Annotated in this window: 4 protein-coding genes; 2 read left to right on the forward strand and 2 right to left on the reverse strand. The window is 70.2% G+C overall.

From position 1 onward, the window contains the following. Positions 1-339: glycerophosphodiester phosphodiesterase family protein (locus ACM2XV_RS13065; RefSeq protein ID WP_487027239.1), on the forward strand; the 339-nt coding region annotated here is incomplete at its 5' end. A 94-nt stretch (positions 340-433) separates the two neighbouring features. Further along, positions 434-796, forward strand: coding sequence for an RNA polymerase-binding protein RbpA (locus tag ACM2XV_RS13070; protein WP_344778071.1), 363 nt, complete (start codon positions 434-436; stop codon positions 794-796). Here the strand turns inward: ACM2XV_RS13070 and lnt are convergent. Beyond that, positions 793-2,385 (reverse strand): apolipoprotein N-acyltransferase, encoded by a 1,593-nt coding sequence (lnt, locus tag ACM2XV_RS13075; protein ID WP_487027240.1) that lies wholly within the window; start codon positions 2,383-2,385, stop codon positions 793-795. The genes ACM2XV_RS13070 and lnt overlap by 4 nt on opposite strands. 2 nt (positions 2,386-2,387) lie before the next feature. Beyond that, positions 2,388-3,999 (reverse strand): DEAD/DEAH box helicase (locus tag ACM2XV_RS13080; protein ID WP_487027241.1); only part of this gene is annotated, 1,612 nt, incomplete at its 5' end.

The raw sequence follows: 3,999 nt of genomic DNA on the forward strand, positions 1-3,999 counted from the left end.
GTGCTCGACGCTCTCGGCGGCCGCGGCTCGGTCGCGACCTCTGCGTCGCAGCGGGGCGTGGTCAGCGCGCTCATCGGGGTGCGCCTCGGCCTCGGCTTCATCGTGCGCGCGGCACTCGCCGGTGTCGACGCCGTGCAGGTGCCCGAGCGGCAGGGGCCGATCCGCGTGGTCACTCCCCGATTCATCGCCGCGGCGCATCGGGCCGGCGTCGAGGTGCACGTGTGGACCGTGAACGACGAGGCAGAGATGCGCCGTCTCGTCGAGCTCGGTGTCGACGGAATCGTCACGGATCGCGCGGACCTCGCCCTCCGCGTTGTCAAGCACCTGGCAAACCCCTGAGTCTGCCGCTTCACTGGGAAGCTCATGGGACGCTTGGACGTTCCCACTTCATGAATTCGTATCGGAATTCGTATCGAGCGTGAAGGAGTCCCGAATGGCAGATCGAAGCCTACGTGGAATGAGGCTCGGTGCTCAGAGCCTGCAGACGGAAGAGGGCGTGAGCTTCTCGCCGCGCGCCACCCACACTTACGCATGTTCGAACTGCGGCCGCGAGACGACCATGGTGTTCGCCGCCGAAGCCGAGGCTCCCGAGACCTGGGAGTGCCGCTACTGCGGTCATGAGGCCACGCTGCTGGTCGATGACAAGCCCGTCGAGGTCGACCGCGCCGAGGCCAAGGCCCCGCGCAGCCACTGGGACATGCTGCTGGAGCGCCGCACCGAGGCAGAGCTCGAAGAGCTGCTGCAGGAGCGCCTCAACTACCTGCGGTCGCGCCGCGGCCAAGAGCAGAACGCCTAAGGCCGCCCAGCCATCGAGGAGCGCGCAGCATCTTGTGAGACGCCGTCCGCCGGAGCATCCGCCGGGCGGCGTCTTCTTTGTGCGAGCACGAGCACGAGGCATCCGACCAGCCCCGCTCCCCCGAGCGTCGCCGCTCCCAGCTCGATCGCCGATGCGAGGCGGACAGCGGGCGTGATGCCGTTCGAGAGCGGCACGTCGGCGACGAGGCGACCCGGTTTGTAGGCGGGGATCGCTGCGATCGTGTGCCCGTCGGGCGCGATCACCTGGCTCGTGCCGACGGTCGAGATGTTGACGACGGCGCGATCGGCCTCGACGGCGCGCATGCGGGCGATCGCGAGCTGCTGCACGTTCTCTTCGGTCTGCCCGAAGTCGGCGTTGTTCGTCTGCGCGAGGATGAGCTGGGCTCCTCCGTTGATCATCTGCGGGATCTGCCGGTCGTCGATGATGTCGAAGCAGATCGAGATGCCGGCCTTGATGTCGTCGATGTCGAAGACGTTGGGGCGGCTGCCGGGCGTGTAGTCGCGCTGCACCAGGTCGACGAGGCCGGGCGCGATGGCGTGGAACACGGAGCGATACGGGATGTACTCGCCGAACGGCACGGGCAGCTGCTTGTCGTACTGCGCGGTCTTGCCGTCGAATCCGCTCCACAGCAGCGAGGAGTTGAACGTCTTGGCGCCGTCCTGCGTGATGGCGCCGACGACGAGCGGAGCCCCGAGCGCGGTCGAGAGGGCACTGAGCGCGGAGGCGCTGCTCGAGTCCTGCAGGGGGTTCGCGTCGGCGGCGCCCTCTGGCCACACGACCATGCTGAAGGGGCCCTTGCCGAGGAGCGGCAGGCTGGCCGCGAGCTGCGCGTTCTCGACATCGCCGTAGGCGTGCTTCTGGAAATAGCCTGCCGGTCCGTTCCCCTGCACCGCCGCGACCCGGGTCGTGCCGTGAGCGGCACTCGGCCAGCTCGGCACGGCCGCCACGGCCAGCACCGTGATGACGGGAATGACCCCGCGCGTCAGCGGCCTGAGGGCAGCCTCCTGGACGCAGGCGAGGGCGAGCGCCGAGATCCACACGAGCAGGAAGGTCAGCCCCGAGACGCCGACCCACGCGACCAGGTGGGTGAACGGGCTCGCCGACTGCGTGTAGGCGACGCGCCCCCAGGCGAAGCCCGTGAACGGCCAGTGGTTGGTCTGCAGCTCCCGCAGGGTCCACAGGCCCGCGACGATGAGCGGCAGGGCAACGACCCGGCCGAAGACACCGGGCAGGGCGCGGGGCACCCAGCGGTAGGCGAGCGTGTAGAGCAGTGCCCCGACCGCCCAGAACGCCGCCTCGGTGATCGAGAGGGCGAGCCACGGGATGGGCCCGAGGTACAGCGCCGTCCAGTAGATGTCGGAGATGTAGAAGGCGAGCCCGCCGACGAAGCCCACGAGCAGCGCGCTCCACGCCCCCCTGCCCTGCTGCGCGAACAGCAGCAGGGCGACGGCCGGAAAGACCAGCGGCCACCAGTAGTGGTCGGGGAAGGCGCCGTCGAACAGCACTCCTCCGGCGGCGGAGCAGAGCAGGGCGGCCCAGAGCGGGACGTGGGCGGTTCGCTCAGGCATCCCTAGCCCACGCTCGAATACGCGACGATTCCGCGGCGCACGGCGTCGAGCGCCTGGCGCGCCGTGCGCCCCAGCTCGCCGTCGGCGACGATCGACAGCTGGTCGAGCAGGTCGATGGTCTGCTTCGCCCAGCGCACGAAGTCACCGGCGGCGAGATCGGCCTGCTCGAGAACCCACTCGAGGCTCTGGCCACGAGCCCACGAGTGCATCGCCGGGGCGAGCCCGATCGACAGGGGGTCGCTGCCGGGCAGCCGGTGCTCGCGCTCGAGGTCGTCGAGTTCGGCCCAGAGCTTCTGCGTTGCATCGAGCGCCTGGCGGAAGCGGCCGCGGGGCAGCAGATGCTCGGGCGGGTCGACTTCGTCGCGGCGCGGCTCGAAGACCAGCGCGCAGGCCATGGCGGCGAGGCTCGGGGCATCCAGCCCGTCCCAGAGGCCGTGCCGCAGGGACTCGGCGACGAGCAGGTCGCGCTCGCCGTAGATGCGCCTGAGGCGCCGGCCGTGAGGCGTCAGCACCGCCTGCCCGTCGTCGCCGACGCGCAGGTAGTCGATCGCGATGAGCACCTCGCTGACCCGATCGAAGACGCGGGCGACGGCGCCCGTGCGGCTGCGGATCTGCGAGTTCAGCTGGTCGGTCTCGCGCTTGAGGCGCCACCACCGCTCCGCCCAGCGGGCGTGCTGCTCGCGCTCGGCGCAGCCGTGGCAGGGGTGGCGCCGCATGCGCTGTCTGAGGTCGGCGAGCTGGCGCTGCACGCGTGTCTTCGCGGCGGCCGACTGCCCCTGCATCCTGCTGTTCTGCTTTTCGAGGTCGCTCACCTGGCGGCGGAGCGCAGCGTATTCGGCGAAGTCACCGAGGTGGCACTCCATCGCCGGGGCATAGCCGGCAAGGGATTCCTCGCGCTTGCGGACCGTGCGCGCGAGGTCGACGACCGCGCGGTCGGCCTGGAACTGCGCGAACGACGACTCGAGGATCTCGCGCGTGCGCTCGCGCCCGAACTGCTCGATCAGGTTCACGGCCATGTTGTAGGTCGGCCGGAAGCTCGAGTTGAGCGGGTAGGAGCGGCGGGAGGCCAGTGCGGCGACGGCCTGGGGGTCCATCCCGTCCACCCACTGGATGACCGAGTGCCCTTCCACGTCGATGCCGCGCCGACCCGCTCGGCCGGTGAGCTGGGTGTACTCCCCCGGCGTGATCGGCACGCGCGCCTCGCCGTTGAACTTCTCGAGCTTCTCGAGCACCACGGTGCGGGCGGGCATGTTGATGCCGAGCGCGAGCGTCTCGGTGGCGAAGACGACCTTGACCAGCTTGCGCTGGAAGAGCTCCTCGACGACCTCCTTGAAGGCGGGCAGGAGCCCCGCGTGGTGGGCGGCGACACCGCGCTGCAGGCCCTCGAGCCACTCCCAGTAGCCGAGCACCGCGAGGTCCTCGTCGAGCAGGGTCCTGGTGCGCTCCTCGACGACCTGCCGGATCTCCTCGCGCTCCCACGCCTCGGTGAGGCGGATGCCGGCGCGCAGCACCTGCTTCACCGCCTGATCGCACCCGGCGCGGCTGAAGACGAAGAAGATCGCCGGAAGGAGACGGCGGCCGTCGAGCAAGCTCACGACCTCGGAGCGGTCGAGG

The organism is Gryllotalpicola sp. CP2-P1 (assembly GCF_057512245.1).